Here is a 23,039-nt window from a genome sequence, read left to right as displayed (position 1 = left end):
GGTCGGGTGGGCTGTGGCAAGTGGGTCCCGGCATGGGGCACGAAGTCGCGCGGCGCAGCTCGCGCAAGAACCTCACGCCAGAGCGGATGGGAGTTCTGCAACGGAAGCTGGAATCGCCTGCTCCCCCAGATGGCCTTGCCCTCGCGGTTGTGCCGTGTGCCCCAGTGTTCGGTGGGGTGGGCGACGAGGAGCAGGCCGCGGCCGCCCTCGTCGAAGACCCGGGCACGGCGCAGGTGCGGGGCGGTGCTGCTGGTGTCGGAGACTTCGCACGTCAGGGCGGACTGAAGGATCATCCGCAGTTTGATGGGGCTCTTGCCGTAGCGGATGGCGGTCGTCACCAGTTCGCTGACCACCAGTTCGCTGACCACGAGTTCGGTGGTGAAGGCCAGTTCTTCCAGCCCTCAGGCGGTCAGTTGATCGGATGCCTGGACGCGGGCCGTGGAGACGACTGCCGGGTCGCTGGGGAGACCCCAGGTCGCGACATGATCGGCGTCAAAGGCTCCGGTGGGGCAGTCCGCCGGGCGCGCCCGCCCACCGTCAGCCGGGGAAGGCGACAGTCGATCACGGGGTGTGACCGGCGCGGCGGAGAACAGGGCGCAGGGCCTCGATGACACCGGGGTCGTCCACTGTGGAGGGGATGGGTTCGTCGCGGCCGTCGGCGATGCCGCGCATCGTCTTGCGGAGGATCTTTCCCGAGCGGGTCTTGGGCAGGGCGGCTACTACCGCGACGTCCTTGAGGGAGGCGACGGCGCCGATGCGCTCGCGCACGAGCTGGACGAGTTCGGCCTCGACCTCGCCCGGTTCGCGGTCGACGTCGGCTTTCAGGACGACGAAGCCGCGCGGTACCTGCCCCTTCAGGGCGTCGGCGACGCCGATGACGGCGCATTCGGCGACGTCGGGATGGGCGGCCAGGGCCTCTTCCATGCTGCCGGTGGACAGGCGGTGTCCGGCGACGTTGATGACGTCATCGGTGCGGCCCATGACGAAGACGTAGCCGTCGTCGTCGATGTGACCGCTGTCGCCGGTCAGGTAGTAGCCGGTGTAGGCGGAGAGGTAGGAGGCGACGTACCGGTCGTCGTCCTGCCAGAGCGTGGGCAGCGCGCCGGGCGGCAGCGGGAGCCGCACGACGATCGCGCCGTCGACGCCTGCGGGCACCGGCTCGCCCGAAGCGTCGAGGACCCGGACGTCCCATCCCGGCAGCGGGCGGGTGGGAGACCCGGGCTTGAGGGGAGCCGCCTCGATGCCCACCGGGTTGGCGACGATGGGCCAGCCGGTCTCGGTCTGCCACCAGTGGTCGATCACCGGGATGCCCAGCAGATCGCTCGCCCAGTGGTAGGTCTCGGGATCGAGGCGCTCGCCGGCGAGGAAGAGGTGGCGCAGGCCGGTCAGGTCGTAGCCCGCGGTGAGCGTTCCCTGCGGGTCCTCCTTCCTGATCGCCCGGAACGCGGTGGGTGCCGTGAACATGGTCCTGACCCCGTACTCGGCGGCAACGCGCCAGAACTGGCCCGCGTCCGGGGTGCCCACCGGCTTGCCCTCGTACAGCACCGTCGTCGCACCGACCAGCAAGGGCGCGTAGACGATGTACGAGTGCCCGACGACCCAGCCGACATCGGAGCCGGTGAACATCGTCTCGCCCGGGCCCACGTCGTAGACGGCCCCCATCGACCAGTGGAGGGCGACCGCGTAGCCGCCGCAGTCACGCACGACTCCCTTGGGCTTTCCGGTGGTTCCGGAGGTGTAGAGGATGTAGAGGGGGTCGGTTGCGGGGACGGGAACACAGTCGGCCGGCGGCGCGGCAGCCACCAGGTCGGCCCAGTCGAGATCGTGAGGCCCCAACTCGGCCGTCTCCTGCGGGCGTTGCAGGATCACGCTCTTCTCCGGCTTGTGGGCCGCGAGCTCGATCGCCTCGTCGAGCAGGGGCTTGTACGCGATGACACGCTTGCCCTCGATGCCGCAGGAGGCGGAGACGACCACCTTGGGGGCCGCGTCATCGATGCGCAGCGCGAGTTCGCGCGGGGCGAACCCGCCGAAGACGACCGAGTGCACCGCGCCGATACGTGCGCAGGCCAGCATCGCGACAACGGCCTCGGGGACCATCGGCATGTAGATCACCACACGGTCGCCGTGCCCGACACCGAGCCGCCCGAGTGCTCCCGCGAAAGCCGCCACCTCGTCCCTCAGCTGCACATAGGTGTAGGTGCGCCGGGTGTCGGTCACGGGCGAGTCATAGATGAGCGCAGCCTGTTCACCGCGGCCGGCCTCGACGTGCCGGTCGACCGCGTTGAAACAGACGTTGAGCCGACCGTCGGGAAACCAGCGGTGGAAGGGGGCACCCGAGGAGTCCAGGGCGCGTCGTGGGGTGACATCCCAGTCGATGCCCTCCGCCGCCTTCAGCCAGAAGCTCTCCGGGTCCTCGGTACTGGCGCGGAAGACATCCTCGTACGTTCCCATCGCGCACTCCTTTGTGGCATCAAGGGACGGTGGTGTGGCTGTGTGCGGAACCGTGTCGGACACAAGTACCGCATGCCGGCCCACATGGTCGAGCAGGATGCCGGCGACAGGCGGACCGGTCACCGGCATCGCGGTGGTGCGGCGGTCCGGCCGAAAGGCCGCTCCGCCCGGTGTGGCTTCAGCTCACGCGCCGAGGTGCTTGCGGAGCCACTGACCCATCTGCTGGATCGCCTCGTCCACCTCGGGTACGCGCCCCGCGCCCAGGACGAACGAGTGCTGTCCCTCGGGCAGCGGGTGGACCTCGGAGGTGACCTTGAAGTCCTCGAGGCGACGGCCCAGTTGGGCGCCGTCGTCGGCGAGGGTCTCGTACTCGCCGTAGAGGACGATCGTGGGAGGCAGGCCGGTCAGATCGGCGTTCACGAGGCTGATCTTCGGATCGGCGAAGTCCACTCCGGGCTCCTGGAGCCAGGCTCCGCGGAAGAGCTCAAGAGTGTTCCTGCTGAGCATCTTGTCGTTGTCCTCGTTCTCGTCCACCGACGCGTTCTGGATGGTGAGGTCGGTCCACGGCGAGACGCTGACGATCGCGCCCGGGGTCGCCTCCCCCTGCGCGAGCAGGCGCAGCGGGAGCATCACCGCGAGGGTGCCGCCGATCGAATGGCCCGTGCTGCCGATGTTCCGCGGCTCGTAGCCCTGCGAGAGCAGCCACCGGTACGCCGTCTCGGCGTCGTCGAGCTGCGCCGGGTAAGGGTGTTCGGGCGCCAGGCGGAAGTCCACGACGAGAGAGCGGGCTCCCGCCGCCTTCGCGATATGGCCCGCAGCCTTGCGGTCCGAGTGCATCGAGGCGGTGACCGACCCGCCGAAGTGGAAGTGGAGCAGAGCCCGGTCGGGATCGGCTCCCTCGGGGATGGCCCAGAGGGCGGGGACGCCGCCCGCGTCCACCTCGGCGTACGTGACGCCTTCTGGCTCTGTCGACGCCTTGTGGTTCGAGTCGACGATGTCGCGGACGATGGCCAGGTCGAGGCCCGGCGTCGAGGACTTCGCGCTCACGCTCTCGAGGAACTGGGCGAACTGCTGTGCCTCTGGGCTTGCTCCCATGGTGGTGCTCCTTCGCAGGTTGCTGCCACGCCCACGTCCCGCGTGCAGCCAGGTTGATGTGCTGGTCGTGACGCTACTGGCTGAGTATAGAAAAGTAAACCCAGAGGGGGTCGGGAACACCTCTGGCTGTGGGGGCGCGGCGGCGCTGTGCGGGCGACCTAGAGTGATCAACGCTCCAGAACTACCGTTGCGGATCAGCGGTCTGAGGTCCGACTGTCTCTCCCGTCAGGATCCTCGCTGGAGCGAGCGGTCATGCGGCGCGGATGTGCGGCGCCAGGGTGGCGTGGATCTGGTCGCGGATGTCGGCGAGCACGGCTTCGTCGCTGCGGTGCCGGCACACGGTGGCGGTGGTGCTGATGTGGATGATCGCGGTGATCACCCGCGCCAGCGTTGCCGCGTCGGCGGCGCCGATGTCCTCGTCGCGGGTGAGCAGGCCGGTGATGCCGTCCTCGAGGCGGCCGGCAAGGGTCAGACCCGCTTGCCGGTAGGGCTCGGCCGGGTCGCCGAAGACGAGTTCGCGCAGGTATGCGCGGCCGTTCTCGATGTGCTCCCTCACGCACTCCACCACGGGGCGGATGAGAGCGATGACCGGCTCCAGCGCGCCCTGTCCGACGGCGGCGTTCGCGGCGGCGAGGCCGGAATCGACGGCGGCGGCGAACTTCTCGTTCTGCACCATGATCAGCAACTCGGCCTTCGTGGACGCGTACAGGTAGAGCGTCCCGATTGCGACATCGGCCCGGCGGGCGACCTGCTGCGTCGTGACCCTGTCGACGCCGTGTTCGACGAACAGCTCGCGGGCGGCGGTCATGATGCGCTCGCGCTTGTCCTGTTTGGCCCTCTCGCGGCGCCCGATCGGCATGTGACCGCTTCCCATGGGGACCCCCCTTGACAATAATTCTGAGTGGACTCATAGTTGAGTGTACTCGGATTAGCCGTGTGGGGCGAGGTTGTGAGGTCCCCGGATGTCGCGCCGGGTTTGCCGATCCAGTCTCAGACCTGGATAAATAGGACAAGAATTAGGAGCGGCGCCCCATGAGAGCGTTCGTCGTCACCAAGTACAAGGAGCCGCTGCAGGAGGCGGACGTCCCCGAACCCACCGTGGGGGAGCACGACGTGCTCGTCCGGGTGGAGGCCGCCGGACTGAACCCGCTGGATGAGAAGATCCGCACCGGTGAGTTCAAGCAGATCCTGCCCTACAAGCTCCCGCTGATCCTGGGCAACGACGTAGCGGGCACCGTCATCGGCGTCGGAACAGCGGTTCGCGGCTTCAAGCCCGGAGACGAGGTCTACGCCCGGCCCCACCAGAACCGCATCGGCACGTTCGCCGAGCGCATCGCCGTCGCGGAGGGCGACCTGGCGCTCAAGCCCGCTTCCATCAGCATGGAAGAGGCCGGCTCGCTGCCGCTGGCGGCGCTCACGGCATGGCAGGCGCTGGTGGAGCGCGGGAAGGTGCGGCCCGGGCAGAAGGTCCTCATCCACGCCGGGGCCGGCGGGGTCGGTTCGATCGCGATCCAGCTCGCCGCGCACCTCGGCGCGAGCGTCGCCACGACCGCCGGCGGTTCCAACGCGGACTTCGTGCGCGCGCTCGGCGCGGACACGGTGATCGACTACCGCACCCAGGACTTCGAACAGCTCCTGACCGGCTACGACCTGGTGCTGGACAGCATCGGCGGGGAGACCCTCGAGAAGTCCCTGCGGGTGCTCAAGCCCGGCGGCAAAGCCATCGGGATCACCGGTCCCCCGGACCCCGCGTTCGCCCGCGAGGCCGGCCTGAACCCGCTGATGCGCCTGGCGGTCGCAGGCCTGAGCGGCAAGATCCGCAGGCAGGCCAAGAAGCTCGGCGTGACGTACGAGTTCCTGTTCATGCGCGCCAGCGGCGACCAGCTCCGCCAGATAACCACCCTCATCGACCAGGGCGCGGTGCGCCCGGTCGTGGGAAAGGTGTTCCCCTTCGACCAGACCCCCCAGGCGCTGCAGTCCCTGTCCCAGGGCGGCATCCGCGGCAAGGCCGTCATCGGCAACAGCTGACCCGCCGCAACCGCGACGGGCGACACGAAACACACAGCGACACAGAACACGCAAGGAGAATCCGTCATGAGCAGCACCGACACCCCGAACGAAGCCGTCATCACCTCCTACGCGAAGGCCCCGGCCCGCACCGTCAGCGCCGACGGCGTCACCTACGCCTACCGCGAGCTGGGACCGAAGGGCGGCATCCCCGTCGTCTTCTTCGTTCACCTCGCCGCGACCCTGGACAACTGGGACCCCCGCATCATCGATCCCATCGCGAAGGGCCGTCACGTCATCGCCTTCGACAACCGCGGTGTCGGGGCATCCACCGGTCAGGTGCCGGACAGTGTCGAGGCGATGGCCGAGGACGCCTACACCTTCATCAAGGCGCTCGGGTACGACAAGATCGACGTCTTCTCCTTCTCCCTCGGCGGCATGGTCGCTCAGGCCCTGGTGGTGAAGCACCCCGAGCTCGTCCGCAAGCTGGTCCTCACCGGCACCGGGCCCAAGGGCGGCAAGGACATGGACAAGGTCGCCAGAGTCACCTACTGGGACATCCTGCGTGCCACGTTGACCCGTTCGGACCCCAAGGAGTTCCTGTTCTTCAACCGCAATGCCACCGGCAAGCCCGCCGCACGCGCGTTCGTCAACCGGCTCAAGGAGCGCACCGTCGACCGCGACGCGGACATCAAGACCAAGGCGTTCCAGACGCAGCTGAAGGCGATCAAGAAGTGGGGGCGCTCCGCCCCTGACGACCTGTCGTCGATCACGCAGCCCACCCTGATCGCCAACGGCGACAACGACCGCATGGTGCCGTCGGTCCTGTCGGAGGACCTGCACCGGCGCATCAAGGGCAGCGAGCTGATCATCTACCCCGACTCCGGGCACGGCGGCATCTTCCAGTACCACCAGGAGTTCGCCCCCGTAGCGGTCGAGTTCCTGGCCCGATGACCGCCATCTGACCAGGAAAAAGGGCAACATCATGAGCACGTCACCGGTCGCCGCGCCCCTGGAAGTGAAGAAGCCTCTCACCTCCTCGATCCTGCTGTGGGTGCGCACCGACCAGCCCCGCCAGACCGGCATGGACCACTGGAAGGGCCCGCACTCTGGGATCATCTCCGCCACCCCGGGCCTGGAGGAGTACCGGCAGATCCACCTCGCCGAGCACAACACGGGCCTGTGGCCGGCCATCGACGGGGTCCAGACCGCGATCCCCGCCGACCGGAAGATCGACGGCGTCGCGGAAGTCACCTTCCAATCGGCGCTTGCACCCCTGAAAGGGCGCAAGCAGACGAAGCTCGCCTACGCCGACGAGATCAACGTGTTCCGCCGCACCCTGCTCTACGCCGGCCCGCCGAACTCATCCCGCTGGTACGACGTCGCAGGCCCCGGACAGACGGTCGGTGCCCGCGCTCTGATCTACCTGCGCCGCAGAGACGGGGTCGGCGCCGGCGCCTTCCGGAAGTTCGTCAACGAGCAGCTCGCCCCCGCGCTCGCCGGCACCGGAGTGCTGAAGGAACTGCGCACGCAGACGTTCCTGCCCTGGACGAAAAAGCTCTGGGACACCCCGGACGTCGCCCACGACAACCCCCACGACCAGCACTTCCACGCCTCGGTCAGCCTCGGGTTCACCGACACCGCGGCACGGGACGCCTTCTTCACCGGCAACGCGATCGAGGACCTGTCCAACCGGCTGGCACCGCAGGTCTCCGCGATCCACGCCTACGACGTCGCCGCCGCCCTCACCTACGTCAAGAACGGCGACATCCTCCCGCACTACGAGGAGTGAGCAGTGCAGGTGGGGCGGGACCGCCGGATCTGCTCGGCAAGTCCATCCGCCCCGGCTTCCTTCCCCTCCTCGCGCCCCAATCACCGTCTGATACCCCTCACGCATCCGGAGCCAACCATGAGCGAGCAGCAGAGCACCATCCACTACGAGCGCACCTCACCGCAGATCGCGAAGATCACCTTCGCCAACCCGCCCGTCAACCTCATCGCCGGCGAGACAGTCCTGCGCCTCATCGAGATCGTCGCCGAACTGGCCACCGACCCGGACATCCAGGTCGTGCTGTTCGACAGCGCCACCCCCGACTTCTTCTACAACCACTTCGACCTGGCCGCCGCCGCCGACTTCCCCGCCTCCGAGGACCCGGACGCGGTGCCGGCATGGACGAATCTGGTCCTGGAACTCTCCAAAGCGCCGTACATCACGATCGCGGCCATCCGTGGACGCACCCGCGGCGGCGGGAACGAGCTCGCCCTCGCCCTCGATCTGCGCTACGCCAGTCGTGAGAAGGCGATCTTCGGACAGCCCGAGGTCGGTAGCGGACTGCTGCCCGGCGGTGGTGGCAGCGAACGCCTGCCGCGGGCCATCGGACGCGACCGCGCCCTGGAAGCCATCCTCACCAGCGACGACTACGACGCCGACACCGCCGAACGCTGGGGCTGGGTCACCCGCGCCCTCCCCGACAGCGAACTCGACGCCTTCGTCGGCACCGTCGTCGCCCGACTCGCCTCCTTCGACCGCACCTCACTCGCCTCGGCCAAAGCCCAGATCAACCGGGCATCCCTGCCCCCGGACGCGGATCTGGTCGCCGCGTACGGCGAGTTCACCCACTCCCTCACCCTCCCCGGTTTCCTCACCCGGGCCGCAGGCACGCAGGCCGTCGTCGAACAGGCCGGCATCGACTTCGAGTACCGTCTCGGGCACTACATCGGCATCGCCAACCAGCAACGCTGACACCCATCGGAAAACGAGCACGGACGCGGCCGATGCCGCGTCCGTCCTCGTTTGCCGCGGGGCCCACCTGATTTCCGACGTCTTCGGCACCGTGGTCGGATCGGGCTGCTGCCGGATCGACCGCCGATGTCATCCACCGCTCGACGGCCGCGACGGTGCACCGCTTCTGGACACCGGCCGTCCAACTGTTCGAACATGGATCACTGGGTTCCGACGTGAAGAGATCACGTCGGGACCGAAGATCAAGCTCAGGCGTCCGTGCTGTGCAGGTCCGGGTAAAGCGCCTCGACCGGGCCGCTCAGAGCCGCCTTGACCCCCTTGGTCAAGTCGTCGGCCAGGACCTCGTATTCTCCGGCCTCGACGGCGTCGTAGACCGTCGTCACCAGCTGCGTCGGCAGCATCTTGGGTCCGTCGGCGTGCGCGGCCATATCGGTGTCGACGTAGCCCATGTGCACACCCGTCACGTGGACGCCCATGGGTGCGAACTCGATGCGCAGCGAGTTGGTGGCCGACCACAGTGCGGCCTTGGACGCACTGTAGGCGCCGCCGAAGGCATACCAGCTGGCAACGGAGTGCACGTCGATGAGGACGGACCCCTTCTTGGCGGCGAGGATCGGTGCGAAGGCGCGGGCGAGGAAGACCGGTCCGAAGAAGTTCGTCTCCATGTTCGCCCGGATGTCCGCCTCGGTGACGTCCAGCAGGCTCGCGCTCGGCGGGGTGGCGCCCGCGTTGTTGACGAGCACGGTGATATCCGCCGCGGCGGCCACGGCCGCGTCGATCGACGTGCGGTCGGTGACGTCAAGGGGCAGGGGGACGATGCGGTCATCGTCCCAGGCGCGGGGGGAGCGGGCGGTGGCGTAGACCTTGACGGCGCCGCGAGCCAGGGCGTCGTGGACGAAGTGGGTGCCGATACCGCCATTGGCGCCGGTGACGAGGACGACTGCTCCATCGAGGGAGGGCATGGGTTCCTTCTTTCCGAGGGGGATGTGAAGTGCGTGACGGTGCACGGATGGAGCAACGAACGTCGCCCCGCGATGGGAGAATGAGCGGAGCCACATTCGAGCCCACACGATATTGAGTACAATCATAACTGATTTCAGTCAGAAACTATTCCTGGAGGACACCGCCATGCCTCTCGGACGGCGCGAGCGGAAAAAGCAAGAAAAACTCGATCGCATCGTCGCTGCCGCCAGTGAACTGTTCGCCGCACACGGCGTAGATGAGGTCACGACCCAGCAGATCGCTGACAAGGCCGACATCGGCACCGGGACCCTGTTCCTTTATGCCAAGACCAAGGGCGAACTCCTCCTCCTTGTCCAGAACGCCAAGTACGTCGAAGCACTTGAGCAGGGCCGGGCGAACGCCGAGACCGTCCCAGACGTGCTGGACGCGGTGATGGCGATCGTCCGGCCGATCGTCGAGTGCAACCGCATCCAGATCGACAACGGACGCACCTACCTGCGAGAGATGGTCTTCGGCGACCCCGAGGAGCCCCGGCACGGCGCGGCACTCGCCATCGTCGCGCAGACCGAGGAGGCCGTCGCCGCCGTGCTGCGCCGAGACGAGCGGGTCACACAGGGCGACGCCGCGACGCTGGCGCACATCGTGTCCGCCGTGATGTTCCTCAGCATGGCGGTGAGCGTGAACATCGCCTTGAGCGTCGAGGAGATCGTGCAGGACATCCGGGGGCAGGTTGAGGTCCTGCTGCCTCGCTGAAGCGCTGCCCGGCCTCAGGCCCAGGTGACCATCCGGGCAGTCCCCGGCTGCGGCATGGCCCGAATCGCTAAATGGCAGGTCATCCGGCCGTTACTGCCCTATTCCGACATGGCCGGAGGGGTGGGGCGGGCGGCCGGAGGGCTACCGTCACCGCGTGCTGCTGGGATTCCGGAGATTGCCCACCTACGTGGCGTCGGGTCCCACTCCCACAGCCCCTGTCCCCGGGAGTCCGGGTCGGGGCCCGTGTGGTGCGGTCAGGGCTTTGTGGGTCGATTCCAGGATCTTCTCCGACAGTTCTGTGCCCGCCGTGGCGCGGGCGAGCAGAATCGCGCCGACCAGGGTGGCCACCACGGGAAGGCCGTCGTCGACGTCGGTGGACATCCACGCGGCGAATTCCTGGACTCCGGCCGCGTACGTTTCGCGTACCTCCCCGGCTGTGGCCTCGCGAGCCATGTCCCCTGCGAATCCGGCGGTGGGGCAACCGGTGCCGGGCTGTTCACGGTGCTCGGCCGACAGGTAGAAGTCGACGAGAGCGCCGCGTGCGGTGGCGTGATCGCCGTGGGCCGTGTCGAACGACGCCAGAAGTAGGTCAAGGTCCCCGGAACGGCGCCATCGACTCCGCGTGGCTCGACTCGTCACTGCACCGGCTGATGTGCCCGCGCCACCAACAAGCCACTCCCGACCTACGACTCACCTCCACCGTCCACACCCAAGGCGTGTCCGAACTCGCCGCCGCACACCACACCCACCAGCGCCTGCTACAACACCCCCGAGCCGCCACCGCCTGGACCACACCACCCGCCATCACCCGCCCGACTGGCTCCGAGCCCTGTGGAACGCGCTGCCACGGCCCTGGGAGTAGCCAGCGCGGCCAGGCAGGACCACCCTGCCCGGCCGCTGCTGCCGCCCGGACGTCATGCGGCGTGGAACTCGTGGGCGTGGCCGCCGCGCCACTCCACCCACTGAGTGGTGTGCATCGTGAAGTCGCAGGTCGCGGCTCTGGTGTGAGTGACGAGTGGGGTGATCGCGCCGGTCGGCGGCCGATGACCACGGCGTAGAGCATCGGGCCGGTCCGGTTCTGGCGGGATGCCGGGTTCGGCTGCGCCTGCCTCCGCCCCCCCCCGCCTACGATCCGTCGGCAGGTCGGCACGCCATGAGAACGCGGGAGGGTGCGGGGATGCAGGAGCGGCAGTGGATCACCGCCCACCGGAGCGAACTGGACGCCCTCGCCGAGCAGTTGACCAAGCAGCTTCAGGAGGTCGAGGTCGAGCGGGACGAACTGGCGATCGCCGAGCGGGTGTTGAACCGCCTGGCCGAGCAGGCCCACGCCGACGCCGAGGCGGCCGATTCTGTCGCTCCGGTACCGGTGAAGGTGGCCGGGCGGGCGGTCCTGCTCATCCCGCACCGCAGCGACGCGGCCGACGAGGGCGCGCTGCCCGGCGACTACCGCAAGATCCTGGCGATCGTGCGGGAGGCCGACGGGCCGGTGCAGGTCAGGGCGGTCGGTGAGTGGCTGGGCCTGGATGCCTCGGTGTGCGGCAAGCTGGAGCCTTTGCGTACGAAGATGACCAAGCTCGCCGACCGCGGCTGGCTGCACAAGCGGCCCGACGGGCGGTTCACCGTACGCTCGTAACTGCGCGGGCAGGCCCTAACGGGCGGGACCCCGGCGGCAGTTGAGTTTGGTGTGAAGAAATACAACGGTCTCACCGAGGGCCCTGACGGCCTTGTCTGCACCGCCCGCCTGCCGCTGTCGAGCGCGACCTTGAACCATCTCGCCGGTCTGATACGCGGCCGCCTGAAGTAGATCGTCCCGCGGCGGCGGGCGCTGCTCGCCGGGAAGATCGCCGGCATCGTGCTGGCGGTGCTGCGTTGTGACCAGCGGCCCGGCGATCTGGCCGGTGGGAACGGGGTGCGCCGCACCACCGTGAGCCGGTGGGTGCGCGAGGTCGTGGGCCTGCTGGCCGCCCGCGCCCCGCGCCTGGACCGCGCGTTGCAGAAGACCGCCCGAAAGGGCGGCGGGGTGGTCCTGCCGGTGTTCGTACTGAGGCGACTGGGAGCCGGCCTCGTGCTGCTCATGGCACTGAGCTGGGCTTTCGTCGGTCGGCTGCGGTCAGGTTTCTGGACTCCTTGCCGCCGGCTGGTCGCTGTTGCCCTGTGCCAGTGACGCGAGAATCTCCTTGCGGCAGACATCGAGGATTTCGTCCGCCAGCGGAGAACCGTCCGGGCATGCCCGCGACAACATGACCGCTCCGACCGAATGGGCGAGCATGTCGATCACCATCATGCGGGCCGCGCGCTGGTCCGCATCCCCCGGCGTATCGCTTTGGGACTGAAGGGCCGTCAGCAGGTTCTCGATCCCGGCTGCGAACTCTGTTTTGATGTCCGCCGGCTGACGTGCGGCGTCGCCGCCGAGGGCCGCGATGGTGCAGCCGTCGTCGCGCCCGTCGCGATGCTCTCGCGAGACGTAGCGCTCGACGAACTCGGCGGGGTCCAGACCTTCTGCCCGTGCCACGGTCTGCGAGAGCCCGCTTGCGGACGCTTCGGCCATCAGGTCGGCCTTGGAGCGGAAGTGCTTGTAGAACCCGCCATGGGTGAACCCGGCGGCTGCCATCAGTTCTGCCACGCCGACACCGTCATAGCCGCGCTCCCGGAACAGCCTGGAGGCTGTCGCGACGATGTGGGCACGGTTCTGCTCTGCCTGTGCCTTGGTGACCCGCATGTCCAGCCGTCCCTTCGTCGGTCGACGCTCGACGGTCCAGCATACATAGATGTCGATCGACATCAAAGAGCTTGACTTTTTAGATGACGATCGTCATCGTATTGCTCACCCCCTCCAGAAAGGCTCAGGCCATGAGTGACACGCATGTGACCGCACCGACTCAGTACATCGAGGTTGACGGCGACCGGTTCGCCTACCGGCGCTGGGGCAAGCCCTCGGGCGTCCCGATCTTCCTCGTCCAACACTTCCGCGGAGGGATGGACAACTGGGACCCGCTGCTCACCGACGGCCTGGCCGAAGGCCGTGAGGTCATCCTGTTCAACGGCCGCGGCGTCGCCTCGTCATCGGGCACGCCGCGTAACCGGATCGAGGACATGGCCGACGACATCGCCGCGGTCATCCGGGCGCTGGGGCTGGAGCAGGTCGACCTGCTCGGCTTCTCGCTCGGCGGTTTCCAGGCGCAGGAGGTCACGCTGCGCCATCCCCAGCTGGTGCGCAAGCTCCTCCTGCTCGGCACCGGCCTCCGAGGCGGGGACCCGACAAGTGACCCCCAGGTGCCTCAGTACGCCCTGAACCCGGTCCCCACCCTGGAGGACTTCCTCTTCCTGTTCTTCGGCCGCTCGGAAGCCGCGAAGCAGGCGGGCAAGGCCTTCTGGGAGCGCCGCCACCAGCGGGCCGACCAGGACCCGCCGAGTTCGCCCGCGGTCGCACAGGCGCAGTTCGAAGCGACCGTCGCCTACGCGGAACCGCTGCCGGGCGAGAACCCCTACGCCCACCTGAACGCGATCACCCAGCCGACGCTGGTCCTCAACGGCGAGAACGACGTGATGATCGCCTCGATCAACTCCTGGCACCTCGCCCAGAACATCCCCAACGCGCAACTGCTGATCTACCCCGACGCCGGCCACGGAGCGCAGTTCCAGTACCCCGAGCGGTTCCTGAAGCACGCCATTCAGTTCCTCGACGAGTAAAACCCGCAGGACTTCGGTGCAGTCGCTGACGCCTGGTCCGTGATGACGGGCCGCAGGCTCACCGGATCCCCGGAATGCGACACGCACACCTTCCCAGGCCATGGGGTCCTCTACGCCCCCGTGGTCGAAACGGAAGACAGTCCGGCCAACGAAGCGTCGCCGATTTCGCCGGCTTGACCAGCTGCGCGAGAATCCGGCAGGCCGGACCCCGGCCTGCCGGAGGTAGGCGCATCCTGCCCGATGGCGGCTTTGACGGTCTCGGTGCCGGGCAGGGCGCGTTTCACTCGGCGGTCTCCGGGGCGTGGCATGTCAGGAACGCAGCGGTGGCGCGGTGCCTTTCCTCCAGGCGGTGACGGACGTAGGGGGCGAGGCGATCGCTGTCGGAGAGGGCGTCCTCCAGGCGGGCGAAGTGACCGGTGAGGGCCTGCAGGTTGGCCGGCGTGAGAGCGGTGTTGCGGCAGACCGGCGGTTTGCGGTCGGCCATGACGGGCTGATCGGCGGGGCCCTCGGACGTGCGGCACAGGGCGCGGTCGGGGTTGTAGACGCAGGTGATGAAGGTGCCCGGGTACAGACGGGTGTCGTGGCGGGCCAGGATGCGGCGCAGGCGGGCTTCGGCGGTGACAACCCGGCCGTCGAAGACGGTGTGGCGGGCGAGCTCGGCGAGCCGGGCTTCGGCTTCCTCTCCGGCGGGGCCCGTGAGGGACGGCCGGTCGTCGTCGGCGCCCAGCTCGGCGAGGAACTGGTCGAGGCCGAAGGCTTCTTCGGCCTCGACCTCGTCGCGGAAGCCGGAGTCGCCGGTGCCGGCGTATCCCTCGAACATCTGGATGCGCTGGTGGCGGTACTGCAGGGCGCCGGGGATGGTGCCGCCCGAGCGGCGGGCGATGAACCAGTGCCGCAGCATGTGCGGCGTCGCCTTCACGTCTACGCCCTGGGCACGGCACCGTGCGTTGGCGTCGGCGAAGACCTGCTTCCACCCGGACATCGTCATCGGCAGGCCCCACTGGTTCAGCCACACCATCGCCGGCTCCCACCTGCCATCGGCCGTCGTCACCAGCAGCTGGCGCCGCTCCTCCGCATCCAGGCGGACCACCGGCACCCACCGGCCCCCCCCCCGCACCCGGGGCGCGGCCGGGTCCTCCACCAGCAGCGACCGGCGCGTCGGGATGTAGAAGCCGCGCGAGCGCCCATAGTCGAGCATCTCGGCCCGGTCCCACTCCATGTAGTCGCACATCTCGCAGCACCGGCACCGGCCAGTACACCGCCCGGCCCGACCTCCCCTTGGACAATCGCGTGCGGCAGCACCGCTCGCGCGTTGACGATCCCTGACGCCGCAGGCGGCAGCTGCGGCAGATCGAACACCGTCAGCGCCGAGTGCGCGCACAACCGCAGCCCCGTACGGACCATCGAATCCGCGTACGCCGCGTTCCGCGCCGCCCACCCCCCCCACGGAACCCGCGCCTTGGCATCTCCTTCGAGTCGAAGCCGCACAGCCCGACATTGCGCCAAAGCTGAGACGACTTCGGTGGCAGCCACTTCACCTCGCGTCGTGGCCCCATGTGCGACGTCTCGGCTGGCACTTGCCGCACCATCGTGCCGCCAGCCCCGCCCCGCCACGGCGACCACACCGAAGCCGCGCGCTGACGGATGGGACTGGCCCTGACGAGGTTCTGCTCGATCGCCCACAGGTAGAACTGGTTGACCGTGGACACCTCCCGGTCCCAGCTCGTGTCTTCCAAACGAGGTCCACGCTCATCACGACGCCGCCACCGCTCGAACGCCGCCCGGTCGTCCATGGACGCATCACGCCAGTCACGCCTGTCTCGCGCGAACCACAGGAAGTCGAAGTACGTGCGCAGGCTCCGGGCATGGGCGGCCTGGGTGTGTTCCACGGCGAAGACGCCAGCCACACCGAGAAGTACAGGTTCAGCGCCACGTCGTACCCGCCCGCCGGGCTGATCAGGAACGGCCGCCCCTCGGGCACCCCCAGATCGTCCAACCCCTCACCGAGATCGGCGAACAGGGAGCTGAACTCCCGCATGAGCGGGTCTTTTCGCGCGCCCACGCCAGGTCTCGACGGGTGAAATGCGCTCGCCAACCGGTGATCGACATGACGCTGGACGATAGTCCGTGGACAGCTCAACAGCGCATAACCAAAGGCACGCGACAACAAGGCACGCGGGGCACGGGGCTCCGCAGACTGCCGCGGCCGCCGGCAGCCCTCGGATTCGAGGTCGGAGCAGAGGGCGCCGTTGGACAACTCCCGTGTCCGTCATGAGCGTCGAGACACGCGAGCCGTCGATGTTGTTCCGCCCGACGCGGCGAGCATCTCTCGCCCCTGGTGTCGCGTCGTCGGCCCCGCGTGATCATGCCAGGAGGATGCCGTGTGGCCGGCCTGATCTCAGTTGCTGTCGGGCGTCATCGAGACCACGACCTTGCCGGCCTTGGTGCGACCTTGCTCGACGTACGCCATCGCCTCGAGCGTCTGATCGAACGGGAAGGTGCTGTCGATGACCGGGCGGAGCTTCCCGCTGTCGTAGAGGGCGCCGAGCTCGCGCAACTGGGAGCCATTGGCCTGCATGAAGAAGAACTGGTAGCGAACGCCCAGGGCCTTCGCCTGCTTGCGGATCTTGCGACTGAGCACGTTCATGACCAGCCCCAGGAAGGAGGGAGCGCCGAGCTGCCTGGCGAACCCGGCGTCCGGCGGGCCCACGACGCTGACAGCCAGGCCGCCGGGCTTCAGCACGGTCAGCGACTTCTCCAGGTTCGCCCCGCCCACGGCGTCCAGCACCAGGTCGTAGCCGGACAGCACCTTGGAGAAGTCCTCCTTGGTGTAGTCGACGACGACGTCGGCACCGAGGCTTCGGACCAGCTTCTCGGAATCAGTGCTCGCGGTCGTCGCCACGGTGGCACCGAGGTGTTTGGCGAGCTGGATGACCGTCGATCCGAGACCGCCGGCACCGGCGTGGACGAGCACCTTCTGACCCGGCTTCACATGGGCCTGGTCTACGAGGATCTGCCAGGCGGCCAGGGCCACCAGCGGCACCGCGGCCGCCTCTTGCGGTGTGAGCGAGGCCGGCTTGGGCGCGACGTCGTCCATGTCGATCGCGATGTACTCCGCGAAGCCTCCGATCCGCAGGTCGCGCGGGCGGGCGTAGACCTCGTCGCCGACTTCGAGGCCGCGCACGGCGGAACCGACCCGCGTCACGACGCCGGCCACGTCATGACCGAGCACGAACGGAGGCTTGTACTTCAACAGCTGTTTGAACTCCCCGTTACGGACCATCTTGTCCAGCGGGTTGATGCTCGCGGCGCTCACCCTGACCAGAACATCGCGGTCACCGACGCTGGGCTCGGGTACCTCGGCGGCGCGCACGCCGTCCTTGCCGTACTTCTCGACGACGAATGCCTTCATGCCGGCCGCCTTTCCACGTGATCTTCTCGGTCGCCTGCGTGTGATCATGACGCTACTTGCTGAGTATAGAAAAGTAAACTCATGTCGGGTTAGAATCACCCCCATGGATGCGAGGACCGAAGCTCTTCAGGACGCCGGCATGGACACCCGACTCGACCGGGACATGTCGAACTGCTCGATCGCCCGGACCCTTGAGGTCGTGGGTGAGAAGTGGACGATCCTGATCCTGCGCGAGGTCTGGTACGGCTCGTCCCGCTTCAGTGACTTCGAACGGGTCCTCGGCTGTCCCCGGAACCTTCTCGCTGCCCGGCTCCGGATGCTTGTCGAGGAAGGGATCCTGGCCACCGAGACCTACAAGGAGCCGGGTTCACGGAGTCGGCCGAAGTACGTGATCACACCCAAGGGCGTGGACCTGGTCCCGGCCGTGATGGGGCTCCTGCAGTGGGGCGACCGCTACCGCGCCGACCCGGAGGGCCCGGCCGTACTGACGCGACACCGCGGATGCGGTGCGCACGTCGATGCCCAGATCCGCTGCGAACGCGGCCACGCCGTGCAGGCGGAGGACATCGAGAGTGTCCCCGGCCCCGCATTTCGTCTGAGGCCCGCGGAGTGAGCTGAGCGCGGTGGCGGCAGGAGTCCGGGTGGGCTCAGTCCGCCGGGGTGCGCTCACTCCGTCTGGCTCGGGCCTGGTGGAGGCGGACTTTGGTGCGGTTGCCGCAGCGGGACATCGAGCACCAGCGGCGGTTGTGGGCGGGGGAGCGGTCCAGGAAGCGCAGGGCGCACGTGTCCGCGCCGCACACGCGTACGCGCCGGATCTCGCTCGACAGGAGCAGGTCTACGGCGTCCTGCGCGATCAGTGCCAGCGCGGTCGCGGGATCAGGTGACATGGTCGTGGTGCCGGCGGGCTCCAAGTGGCCGCCTTTGATGGCGATTTGCGGCGCCGGCCGGGGCGCCTGTGCTGCCGATTCGTTGAGCAGCACGACGTCGCTGGAGGAGGGCAGTCGGCCGTCGGAGACCGCGAGTACGGCCCGGTCGACCGCCTCGCGCAGGCGTCGGCCCGATGCCAGCACGGCGGCATCCACGGGATCCGGGATGCCCGGTGTGAGCAGTCCGGCCCGCTGAAGCCAGAGGGTGAGATCGCCCGGGTTCCGGAGCGTCTCCCCCGGCGTGGATCGCCACCGGTGGCGGAGGGTGTTGGTGAAGTCCAGACAGACCCGCCCGCCGTCCCAGATCCACGTGTCGTCCGTTGCCACGCCTTCATTCTGCACGTTAGGTTTAACCCCCTAAGAGGGTTAGTTCATGTCCGGGAGGCGCATCCATGGGACAGCCCACTGTGACCACCGGCGTGACGCAGGTGGACGGGGTTCGCCTGCACTACCTCCGAGCGGGATCCGGTCCTCTGCTCGTCCTGCTCCACGGCTGGCCGCAGACCTCCGACTGCTGGCAGCGGGTGCTGGCGGATCTTGCCGCCGACCACACCGTTGTGGCACCCGACCTGCGTGGCTACGGCCTGAGCGACAAGCCCTCGACCGGATACGACAAGCGGCGGATGGCCGCCGACATGGCGGGCCTCGTCGAATCACTCGGCTTCGAGACGACCGCCGTCGTGGGTCACGACCGGGGCGCCCGCGTGGGGCACCGCTGGGCGCTGGACCGCCCCGAGCAGGTGGAACGGCTGGCCTTGCTCGACATCGTGCCGACCCGGGAGATGTTCCGCCGGCTGGACGCCTCGCTCGCCTCCGGGTACTGGCACTGGCTGTTCCAGATGCAGCCTGATCTTCCCGAGCGCCTCGTGGGGCACGATATACGGGGGTATCTCGAGTACTTCTTCGAGCGGTGGACCTATAACCGGCACGGGCTGACACCCGAAGCGGTCGACGGATATGTCCGAGCCTTCTCCCGCCCGGGTGCCATGCGCGCGAGTTTCGACGACTACCGCGCCATGGAGCAGGACGTCGCCCTCGACGACATCGACGCCGCCGAGGGCCGCCGCCTCACCATGCCGGTACTGGCGCTCTGGGGTTCCGCAGGGCTGCCCTCCCGCCTGCCGACGCTGGAGATCTGGCGCGCCTACGCGGACGACGTCACCGGAGCAGAAATCCCGGAGTGCGGCCACTTCATCCCGGAAGAGCAACCGGAGGCGCTGCTGGGCCATTTGCGGTCGTTCCTGGCCGACGAGGCGAGTCGGTGACCCTGCCACCGTGACGAGAGAGCGGCGCCCCTGCGGGTCCACGGTCTCACTGGCCGGGGCAAGTCGTCCGAGCAGCCCCCCGAACCGAGGGGCGGCCCAGCCGCTTCCGGTTGGGCCGCCCCTCAGTCAGATCCTGGCCGAGACCGGGACACCCGCCGAAGCGCCCCGCGGCCGCGCTGTCGGATATGCGCTGCCTGGGCATCCAGGCTCGGCGCGCGGTGAACCTCAGGAAGCCGCGACGTGGGCAGCGCGCAAGGAGGCTTTGTCGATCTTCCCGACCGCGTTCTTCGCTATGGCCTCCACCACGAAGAAGTCGGTCGGACGCTTGAAGCCGGTGAGGCTGCGCGCACAGAGCTCCCGCAGCGCCGTCAGATCGACGGTCACGCCTGGTCGCGGCTGTATGTAGGCCACGACCACCTCTCCCCACTTCTCGTCGGGTACGCCGATCACGGCGGCTTCGAGCACCGACGGGTCGCCTGTGAGGACATCCTCGATTTCCTTGGGGTATATGTTCTCCCCACCACGGATGATCATGTCCTTCGAGCGCCCGACCAGGGTCAGATAGCCCTCGGCGTCGAGGTGACCCACATCGCCCGTGTGCAACCAGCCGTCGACGATGACTCTGGCCGTTTCCTCAGGGCGGCCGAGATAGCCACGCATGACGTTGGGGCCCTTCACGAGGACCTCACCGTCCGTGCCCGGCCCCACCTCGGCACCTTCGGCGTCGACGATCCGAATCTCCTGGCCGGGGAAGGGAAGTCCCACGGTGCCGGCACGCCGCGGGCCCGCGACGGGGTTGACGGTGGACCCGCAGGTTCCTTCGGACAGGCCGTACCCCTCGACAAGAGGGAACCCGTACCGGGCTTCGAACCGGTTCAGCAGCTCGGCGGAGGCAGGTGCGGCGCCACAGACTCCGAACCTCAGCGACGATGTGTCGGGCCGCACGTCATCCGGGAGCGCAGCGAGCATGCCGTAGATCGTCGGCACGGCGCTGAAGAAGGTGGGGCGCTCCTGCTCGACGAGGTCGAAGAAGCTGTGTGGGTCGAACCGGCGGCCCGCGATGACGACGCTCGCCCCCGCGAGAAGAGGCGTGAGAATGCTGACCACGATGCCGTTGACGTGGAAGAGCGGCAGGATCAGCAGGCACCGGTCGGCGGGCCCGATGTCCAGGGACAGGCGGCCCATCTCCGTCATGGCGTCGATGTTGGCATGGTCCAGCATCACGCCCTTGGGCGTCCCGGTGGTGCCGCTGGTGTATATGAGAAGAGCCAGCGCGGACGAGTCCACATGCGGTGCGTGATCCGAACTCGCCCCTTCCGCGTACAGTGCGCCGACGGCGAGTACGGCAGTACCGTCCGTGACGGGCGCCTCGCGGTCTTCGACCACCAGCAGACGCGCACCGGAGTCCTTGACCTGTCGGTCCACCTCGACGTCGGTCATGCTCGGGTTGACCGGCGTGATGGTGGCGCCGATCCGCCAGGCGGCGAACAACAGCAGCACGAACTCGATGCGGTTCGTCAGCTTGAGGGCCACCACATCGCCGGGACCGATCCCGAGGTCCTGGAGCTGACGCGCTGCCGCACGGACGCGGTCCAGCAACTGAGCGTTGGTGAGTGACTGGCGCCCGTCCGACACCGCTGCCCCATCGGGGGCGTGAGCGGCGCGACGGTCGGGCAGTGAAGCGAAGTTCATGGCGGGCGTACCTGTCTCGGTGTTGTGCGATCCGGTCAAGGAGTCGATGCCGGCGCGGGGTGCAACTGCCGGGTGAGGAACTCGATCTGGTCGCGGACCAGGGCCTCGAAGGTCTCGCCGGTGTAGAAGTCGAAGTGGCCGGCGTCGTACCTCTTGATCTCTCCCCGGGGTGCGGTGCGCGCGTACCGGAGGGTCTGGGCGGGAGGCGTGACGGAGTCGGTGTTGCTGACGCAGAAGAGGATCGGCATGGCGACCTTCTTCGCCGCACGCCCGGGCCGGTAGGTGGCGATGGTCGGAATGACCCGTGCCGCCACCTCGTTGCGGAACGTCGTCCCCGCCGGTTGCAGCGCCTGATATCCGGGCAGGGCGTCCGGAGCGTTCATGAGGGCCGGCGAACCGGGGGCGGAGGCGATGGGAACCATCGCGGGTGCCTTGCCGCGCACTCTGGCCGCCATGTCCCGAGCGAGCACGGGGGTCATCCTGAGCGAGGCGACCGGGCCGAGCGCGAGCGCGGAGGCGAGACCATCGGTGAACGGGCACTGGGACACGGCCGCGCGCAGTTCGGGATGCCGAGAGGCGACGGTGATGGCGTGGCCTCCGCCGAAGGAGCTGCCCCACACCGCGATGCGGGAGCGGTCGATGTCGGGGCGGGCCTTGACGTAGGCGAGGGCGGCGTCCCAGTCGGCGAGCTGACGCTTGATCGACAGGAGCTGGCGCGGGTGGCCGCCGCTGTCGCCGAAGTGCCGGTAGGTGAAGGCCACGGCGGCGATGCCGGCCTGAGCGAAACGCTCGGCGAAGGCGTCCAGGCGCATCTCGCGGGTGGCGCCGAGGCCGTGCCCGAGGATGACGACGGGCGGGGAGGTGACGCCGGTCGGGAGGTAGAGCCATCCGACACAGGTGCTGTCGCCGGAGGGGAAGGTGATGTCGTGGCGGGTGAAGGAGTGCACGGTGGTCATCGTCTGCTCACCGCCGTGTCGTCTGCGTCGAGCGGCGCCCGGGCACGCTGCCCGAGGCGAGCGCTTGGGCGTAGGTGTCCGGGTGGTAGAGCGGGAGCTCGCCGGTGGCGTCCGTCGTCTTCATGTAGTCGAGCATCAGTTCCTGACCGTCCTTCGACATGACTCTGGTGAAGAACTCGGCGCGTTCGACGTGGAGTCCGTCCTCCAGTGACATCGAGCCGCCGAAGTACACCGACCTCTTGGCGGCCGCGACCGACCCCTTCGACCGCCGGCCGAAGTGCTCCGCGAGTTCGACCGCCTGCGCGACGACCTTGTCCTGGGGTACGACCTTGTCGACCGCCCCGTTGGCGAGAGCCTCCGCGGGCGTGAACGGCTTGCCTTCGAGGATCGCGGCCAGGGACCGGTGGGTGCCGATCAGGCGGGTCAGCCGCTGGGTGCCGCCTCCGCCCGGGATGATGCCGAGGAGGATTTCGGGCTGGCCGATGAAGAAGTCCCCGTCGGCCATGACCCGCAGATCGCAGGCCCAGGCGAACTCGGCGCCGAGGCCGAGAGCCGAACCGTTGAGGGCGGCGACGAAGAGGACACCGCTGGCGTTCATCCGGAGGAAGGTCGTGTGCAGACGCTCCAGCTGGAGGGCCCCGCGCATCGGGGTCCTGCGCATCACGGCCCCGAGGAGACGGGACCGGTCCACGTGCTTGGCCATGCGTACGACGGCGGCGGCACCGCGTCGGCCGACCGTCGGGCTCGCGGCGCCCTCTTCCTGCAGCCACCGGACCGCGGCATGGCTGACGAACCGCTCGGGATGTGCCCCGGTGAAGACGACGGCACGGATGCTCGGATCGCGGTCGACCCGGTTCACCAGCTTGTCCAGCTGCTGGGCGACATCGAGGCCGAACAACTGGTGCGGGCCGCCGTCGACCCGGACGACAAGGACGGCTCCGCGGTCCTCGATCTCCAGATGACCCTTGTCTTTGTATGGCATGGATTCTGCTCCCGTGCTGAGTTCATGGGGGAGTGCAAAGCGAGTGAGGGAGGGGCTACCGGCGCCAGGAATCTGGGACAGTGCGTGAAAGCCCGTCCGGAGAG

At 68.5% G+C, this 23,039-nt stretch carries 22 protein-coding genes and 2 pseudogenes; 10 read left to right on the top strand and 14 right to left on the bottom strand.

Features of this window, described 5'->3' with window-relative positions:
- Positions 1 to 116: 116 nt before the first annotated feature.
- The 4 genes and pseudogenes from SGFS_RS05015 to SGFS_RS05000 all read right to left on the bottom strand — a co-directional run.
- A pseudogene (locus SGFS_RS05015) lies at positions 117 to 506 on the bottom strand (ATP-binding protein); the annotation flags it as partial.
- Between the two features lie 55 nt (positions 507 to 561).
- Entirely contained in the window at positions 562 to 2,451 is a 1,890-nt protein-coding gene (locus tag SGFS_RS05010; protein ID WP_286247923.1) for a propionyl-CoA synthetase, read from the bottom strand.
- Between the two features lie 183 nt (positions 2,452 to 2,634).
- The gene (locus tag SGFS_RS05005) at positions 2,635 to 3,546 is read right to left on the bottom strand and encodes an alpha/beta hydrolase (protein ID WP_286247921.1); all 912 of its coding nucleotides are present in this window, start codon (positions 3,544 to 3,546) and stop codon (positions 2,635 to 2,637) included.
- Between the two features lie 250 nt (positions 3,547 to 3,796).
- Positions 3,797 to 4,420, bottom strand: coding sequence for a TetR/AcrR family transcriptional regulator (locus tag SGFS_RS05000; RefSeq protein ID WP_286247920.1), 624 nt, complete (start codon positions 4,418 to 4,420; stop codon positions 3,797 to 3,799).
- 158 nt (positions 4,421 to 4,578) lie between these two features.
- On the opposite strand from SGFS_RS05000, the gene SGFS_RS04995 reads away from it, so the two are divergent.
- The 4 genes from SGFS_RS04995 to SGFS_RS04980 all read left to right on the top strand — a co-directional run bounded on the left by SGFS_RS04995 (position 4,579) and on the right by SGFS_RS04980 (position 8,296).
- On the top strand, positions 4,579 to 5,574 hold the full coding sequence (locus SGFS_RS04995) for an NADP-dependent oxidoreductase (RefSeq protein ID WP_286247918.1): 996 nt from the start codon (positions 4,579 to 4,581) through the stop codon (positions 5,572 to 5,574).
- 66 nt (positions 5,575 to 5,640) lie between these two features.
- The gene (locus tag SGFS_RS04990; RefSeq protein ID WP_286247916.1) at positions 5,641 to 6,507 is read left to right on the top strand and encodes an alpha/beta fold hydrolase; all 867 of its coding nucleotides are present in this window, start codon (positions 5,641 to 5,643) and stop codon (positions 6,505 to 6,507) included.
- 31 nt (positions 6,508 to 6,538) lie between these two features.
- Positions 6,539 to 7,345, top strand: a complete 807-nt coding sequence (locus SGFS_RS04985) for a strictosidine synthase (RefSeq protein ID WP_286247915.1) — start codon at positions 6,539 to 6,541, stop codon at positions 7,343 to 7,345.
- Between the two features lie 117 nt (positions 7,346 to 7,462).
- Positions 7,463 to 8,296: an enoyl-CoA hydratase/isomerase family protein gene (locus SGFS_RS04980; protein ID WP_286247913.1), complete on the top strand. Its 834-nt coding sequence runs from the start codon at positions 7,463 to 7,465 to the stop codon at positions 8,294 to 8,296.
- Between the two features lie 248 nt (positions 8,297 to 8,544).
- On the opposite strand, the gene SGFS_RS04975 is transcribed toward SGFS_RS04980, so the two are convergent.
- Positions 8,545 to 9,258 carry an SDR family oxidoreductase gene (locus tag SGFS_RS04975; RefSeq protein WP_286247912.1) on the bottom strand — a complete coding sequence of 238 codons (714 nt, stop codon included), beginning with the start codon at positions 9,256 to 9,258 and terminating at the stop codon, positions 8,545 to 8,547.
- A gap of 166 nt (positions 9,259 to 9,424) precedes the next feature.
- On the opposite strand from SGFS_RS04975, the gene SGFS_RS04970 reads away from it, so the two are divergent.
- The gene (locus SGFS_RS04970; RefSeq protein WP_286247910.1) at positions 9,425 to 10,012 is read left to right on the top strand and encodes a TetR/AcrR family transcriptional regulator; all 588 of its coding nucleotides are present in this window, start codon (positions 9,425 to 9,427) and stop codon (positions 10,010 to 10,012) included.
- 183 nt (positions 10,013 to 10,195) lie between these two features.
- On the opposite strand, the gene SGFS_RS04965 is transcribed toward SGFS_RS04970, so the two are convergent.
- On the bottom strand, positions 10,196 to 10,465 hold the full coding sequence (locus tag SGFS_RS04965; protein ID WP_286247908.1) for a hypothetical protein: 270 nt from the start codon (positions 10,463 to 10,465) through the stop codon (positions 10,196 to 10,198).
- Between the two features lie 724 nt (positions 10,466 to 11,189).
- Between SGFS_RS04965 and SGFS_RS04960 the strand changes: the two genes are divergently transcribed.
- The gene (locus SGFS_RS04960; RefSeq protein WP_286259800.1) at positions 11,190 to 11,645 is read left to right on the top strand and encodes a hypothetical protein; all 456 of its coding nucleotides are present in this window, start codon (positions 11,190 to 11,192) and stop codon (positions 11,643 to 11,645) included.
- A gap of 51 nt (positions 11,646 to 11,696) precedes the next feature.
- Positions 11,697 to 12,041, top strand: a pseudogene (locus tag SGFS_RS04955) (helix-turn-helix domain-containing protein); the annotation flags it as partial.
- A gap of 81 nt (positions 12,042 to 12,122) precedes the next feature.
- On the opposite strand, the gene SGFS_RS04950 reads toward SGFS_RS04955, so the two are convergent.
- Positions 12,123 to 12,794: a TetR/AcrR family transcriptional regulator gene (locus SGFS_RS04950; protein ID WP_286247907.1), complete on the bottom strand. Its 672-nt coding sequence runs from the start codon at positions 12,792 to 12,794 to the stop codon at positions 12,123 to 12,125.
- Positions 12,795 to 12,862: 68 nt separating this feature from the next.
- Here SGFS_RS04950 and SGFS_RS04945 point away from each other — a divergent pair, with 68 nt between their 5' ends.
- Positions 12,863 to 13,702 (top strand): alpha/beta fold hydrolase, encoded by an 840-nt coding sequence (locus tag SGFS_RS04945; protein ID WP_286247906.1) that lies wholly within the window; start codon positions 12,863 to 12,865, stop codon positions 13,700 to 13,702.
- A gap of 280 nt (positions 13,703 to 13,982) precedes the next feature.
- Here the strand turns inward: SGFS_RS04945 and SGFS_RS04940 are convergent, their stop codons facing one another.
- The 3 genes from SGFS_RS04940 to SGFS_RS04935 all read right to left on the bottom strand — a co-directional run bounded on the left by SGFS_RS04940 (position 13,983) and on the right by SGFS_RS04935 (position 17,114).
- Positions 13,983 to 14,933, bottom strand: a complete 951-nt coding sequence (locus SGFS_RS04940) for a hypothetical protein (RefSeq protein WP_286247905.1) — start codon at positions 14,931 to 14,933, stop codon at positions 13,983 to 13,985.
- Between the two features lie 130 nt (positions 14,934 to 15,063).
- Complete coding sequence (locus tag SGFS_RS51305) at positions 15,064 to 15,591, bottom strand: site-specific integrase (protein WP_350284078.1); 528 nt, start codon at positions 15,589 to 15,591, stop codon at positions 15,064 to 15,066.
- A gap of 509 nt (positions 15,592 to 16,100) precedes the next feature.
- Positions 16,101 to 17,114 (bottom strand): NADP-dependent oxidoreductase, encoded by a 1,014-nt coding sequence (locus SGFS_RS04935; protein WP_286247902.1) that lies wholly within the window; start codon positions 17,112 to 17,114, stop codon positions 16,101 to 16,103.
- Between the two features lie 139 nt (positions 17,115 to 17,253).
- Between SGFS_RS04935 and SGFS_RS04930 the strand changes: the two genes are divergently transcribed.
- Positions 17,254 to 17,727: a winged helix-turn-helix transcriptional regulator gene (locus tag SGFS_RS04930; protein ID WP_031143657.1), complete on the top strand. Its 474-nt coding sequence runs from the start codon at positions 17,254 to 17,256 to the stop codon at positions 17,725 to 17,727.
- A 34-nt stretch (positions 17,728 to 17,761) separates the two neighbouring features.
- Here SGFS_RS04930 and SGFS_RS04925 read toward each other — a convergent pair whose 3' ends face one another.
- A complete protein-coding gene (locus SGFS_RS04925) occupies positions 17,762 to 18,367 on the bottom strand; it encodes a CGNR zinc finger domain-containing protein (protein WP_286247898.1) in 606 nt (201 codons plus the stop codon).
- Between the two features lie 65 nt (positions 18,368 to 18,432).
- Between SGFS_RS04925 and SGFS_RS04920 the strand changes: the two genes are divergently transcribed.
- Positions 18,433 to 19,305 (top strand): alpha/beta fold hydrolase, encoded by an 873-nt coding sequence (locus tag SGFS_RS04920; RefSeq protein WP_286247896.1) that lies wholly within the window; start codon positions 18,433 to 18,435, stop codon positions 19,303 to 19,305.
- Positions 19,306 to 19,530: 225 nt separating this feature from the next.
- Here SGFS_RS04920 and SGFS_RS04915 read toward each other — a convergent pair whose 3' ends face one another.
- From SGFS_RS04915 to SGFS_RS04905, 3 genes are read right to left on the bottom strand one after another with little or no spacing between them, the layout of a single operon-like run.
- Positions 19,531 to 20,997, bottom strand: a complete 1,467-nt coding sequence (locus SGFS_RS04915; protein WP_286247894.1) for a class I adenylate-forming enzyme family protein — start codon at positions 20,995 to 20,997, stop codon at positions 19,531 to 19,533.
- A 35-nt stretch (positions 20,998 to 21,032) separates the two neighbouring features.
- The gene (locus SGFS_RS04910; protein ID WP_286247892.1) at positions 21,033 to 21,953 is read right to left on the bottom strand and encodes an alpha/beta hydrolase; all 921 of its coding nucleotides are present in this window, start codon (positions 21,951 to 21,953) and stop codon (positions 21,033 to 21,035) included.
- Between the two features lie 7 nt (positions 21,954 to 21,960).
- The gene (locus SGFS_RS04905; protein WP_286247890.1) at positions 21,961 to 22,935 is read right to left on the bottom strand and encodes an enoyl-CoA hydratase/isomerase family protein; all 975 of its coding nucleotides are present in this window, start codon (positions 22,933 to 22,935) and stop codon (positions 21,961 to 21,963) included.
- Positions 22,936 to 23,039 lie beyond the last annotated feature (104 nt).

The organism is Streptomyces graminofaciens (assembly GCF_030294945.1).
Taxonomy (GTDB): Bacteria; Actinomycetota; Actinomycetes; order Streptomycetales; family Streptomycetaceae; genus Streptomyces; species Streptomyces graminofaciens.
The sequence above is the reverse complement of the archived record's forward strand: the minus strand, read 5'-3'. Positions and strand labels throughout refer to the sequence as shown.